Below are 3,164 nucleotides of genomic sequence, written 5' to 3' on the forward strand. Positions count from 1 at the left end.
TTGGCGGTCAGAGGCGATGAAGGACGTGGCAGCCTGCGAAAAGCGTGGGGGAGCTGGCAACAAGCATTGATCCCGCGATGTCCGAATGGGGAAACCCACCTCGCAAGAGGTATCGTGCAGTGAATACATAGCTGTACGAAGCGAACCCGGAGAACTGAAATATCTAAGTACCCGGAGGAAAAGAAATCAACCGAGATTCCCTGAGTAGTGACGAGCGAACGGGGAACAGCCCTTAAGTCGATTGTGTTCTAGCAAAACGGTCTGGAAAGTCCGGCTATAAAAGGTGATAGCCCTGTATGCGAAAGGGCACATTCGATGAAATCGAGTAGGGCGGGGCACGAGAAACCCTGTCTGAACATGGGGGGACCATCCTCCAAGGCTAAATACTCCTGACCGACCGATAGTGAACCAGTACCGTGAGGGAAAGGCGAAAAGAACCCTGGTGAAGGGAGTGAAATAGACCCTGAAACCGTGTGCGTACAAGCAGTAGGAGCCCTTCGGGGTGACTGCGTACCTTTTGTATAATGGGTCAGCGACTTACTGTTCGTGGCAAGCTTAACCGTATAGGGGAGGCGAAGGGAAACCGAGTCTGATAAGGGCGCATAGTCGCGGGCAGTAGACCCGAAACCGGGTGATCTAGTCATGCCCAGGGTGAAGGTTGAGTAACATCAACTGGAGGCCCGAACCCACTCCCGTTGCAAAGGTAGGGGATGAGGTGTGATTAGGAGTGAAAAGCTAATCGAACCCGGAGATAGCTGGTTCTCCTCGAAAGCTATTTAGGTAGCGCCTCATGTGAATCTTCTTGGGGGTAGAGCACTGTTATGGCTAGGGGGTCATTGCGACTTACCAAACCATGGCAAACTCCGAATACCAAGACAGACTGCATGGGAGACACACGGCGGGTGCTAACGTCCGTCGTGAAAAGGGAAACAACCCAGACCCACAGCTAAGGTCCCAAATTCAGTGCTAAGTGGAAAACCATGTGGAAAGGCACAGACAGCCAGGAGGTTGGCTTAGAAGCAGCCACCCTTTAAAGAAAGCGTAATAGCTCACTGGTCGAGTCGGTCTGCGGGGAAGATTTAACGGGGCTAAAGCACTGAACCGAAGCTTGGGGTGCATACTTTGTATGCGCGGTAGAGGAGCGTTCCGTAAGCCTGCGAAGGCAGATCGAGAGGTCTGCTGGAGGTATCGGAAGTGCGAATGCTGACATGAGTAACGATAATGCGGGTGAAAAGCCCGCACGCCGAAAGCCCAAGGTTTCCTTGCGCAACGTTAATCGGCGCAGGGTGAGTCGGCCCCTAAGGCGAGGCAGAAATGCGTAGTCGATGGGAAGCTGGTTAATATTCCAGCACCTCGCGTAAGTGCGATGGAGGGACGGAGAAGGCTAGGTCTACCGGGCGTTGGTTGTCCCGGGGAAAGGCGGTAGGTGTGGAACTTAGGCAAATCCGGGTTCCTTTAACACCGAGCACCGAGACGAGCTCATTAGAGCGAAGTGATTGATGCCACGCTTCCAGGAAAAGCTCCTAAGCTTCAGCTTACGCAGACCGTACCGTAAACCGACACAGGTGGGCAGGATGAGAATTCTCAGGCGCTTGAGAGAACTCGGGTGAAGGAACTAGGCAACATGGCACCGTAACTTCGGGAGAAGGTGCACCCCTGCTGGTGGCTCGTGCGAGCTATAGCTGGCGGGGGTCGCAGTGACCAGGCCGCTGCGACTGTTTATCAAAAACACAGCACTCTGCAAACACGAAAGTGGACGTATAGGGTGTGACGCCTGCCCGGTGCCGGAAGGTTAATTGATGGGGTCAGCCGCAAGGCGAAGCTCTTGATCGAAGCCCCGGTAAACGGCGGCCGTAACTATAACGGTCCTAAGGTAGCGAAATTCCTTGTCGGGTAAGTTCCGACCTGCACGAATGGCGTAACGACAGCGGCGCTGTCTCCACCCGAGACTCAGTGAAATTGAAATCGCTGTGAAGATGCAGCGTTCCCGTGGCAAGACGGAAAGACCCCGTGAACCTTTACTATAGCTTTACACTGAACGTTGAGTTCGTCTGTGTAGGATAGGTGGGAGGCTTTGAAACCAGGACGCCAGTTCTGGTGGAGCCATCCTTGAAATACCACCCTGTCGTGCTTGACGTTCTAACCTGGGCCCGTAATCCGGGTCGGGGACCGTGTATGGTGGGTAGTTTGACTGGGGCGGTCTCCTCCCAAAGAGTAACGGAGGAGCACGAAGGTACGCTCAGCGCGGTCGGACATCGCGCACTGTGTGCAAAGGCATAAGCGTGCTTGACTGCGAGATCGACGGATCAAGCAGGTACGAAAGTAGGTCTTAGTGATCCGGTGGTTCTGTATGGAAGGGCCATCGCTCAACGGATAAAAGGTACTCCGGGGATAACAGGCTGATACCGCCCAAGAGTTCATATCGACGGCGGTGTTTGGCACCTCGATGTCGGCTCATCACATCCTGGGGCTGTAGTCGGTCCCAAGGGTATGGCTGTTCGCCATTTAAAGTGGTACGCGAGCTGGGTTCAGAACGTCGTGAGACAGTTCGGTCCCTATCTGCCATGGGCGTTGGAGATTTGAGAGGGGCTGCTCCTAGTACGAGAGGACCGGAGTGGACGAACCTCTGGTGTTCCGGTTGTCACGCCAGTGGCACTGCCGGGTAGCTATGTTCGGAAGCGATAACCGCTGAAAGCATCTAAGCGGGAAGCGCGCCTCAAGATGAGATCTCCCGGGAGCTTGACTCCCCTGAAGGAACCATCAAGACCAGGTGGTTGATAGGCTGGGTGTGTAAGTGCAGCAATGCATTGAGCTAACCAGTACTAATGATCCGTGTGGCTTGACCATATAACCTCAAGTGGCCTTGGACTCGACGATACGTCGACGACATTCGGCTCTTCGCTACTTCCCGACCCTTGCAAGCTGGCGCGTAAACGCGCTGCTTCACAAGCTTGTTCAGCGAACATAGCGCTGTGGTACCACCCGATCCCATTCCGAACTCGGAAGTGAAACGCAGCTGCGCCGATGGTAGTGTGGCCTAAGCCATGCGAGAGTAGGACATCGCTGAACATTTACACCGAAGGCCGGTCCCCGAAAGGGACCGGCCTTCTTCTTTTTGGAGCCGTGATGGGTCATTCGTGATGGGTGATGGGTCATCGGTCGCC

General features: G+C 54.7%; 2 rRNA genes (1 of these 2 cut by a window edge). Both read left to right on the forward strand.

Features of this window, described 5'->3' with window-relative positions:
* A 23S ribosomal RNA gene (locus FKV25_RS13160) occupies positions 1 to 2,847 on the forward strand (it extends 32 nt beyond the left edge of the window).
* A 107-nt stretch (positions 2,848 to 2,954) separates the two neighbouring features.
* Positions 2,955 to 3,069: ribosomal RNA gene (gene rrf, locus FKV25_RS13165) — 5S ribosomal RNA — on the forward strand.
* Positions 3,070 to 3,164: the final 95 nt, after the last annotated feature.

Source organism: Marilutibacter aestuarii, from assembly GCF_006546775.1.
Classification (GTDB): Bacteria; Pseudomonadota; Gammaproteobacteria; order Xanthomonadales; family Xanthomonadaceae; genus Marilutibacter; species Marilutibacter aestuarii.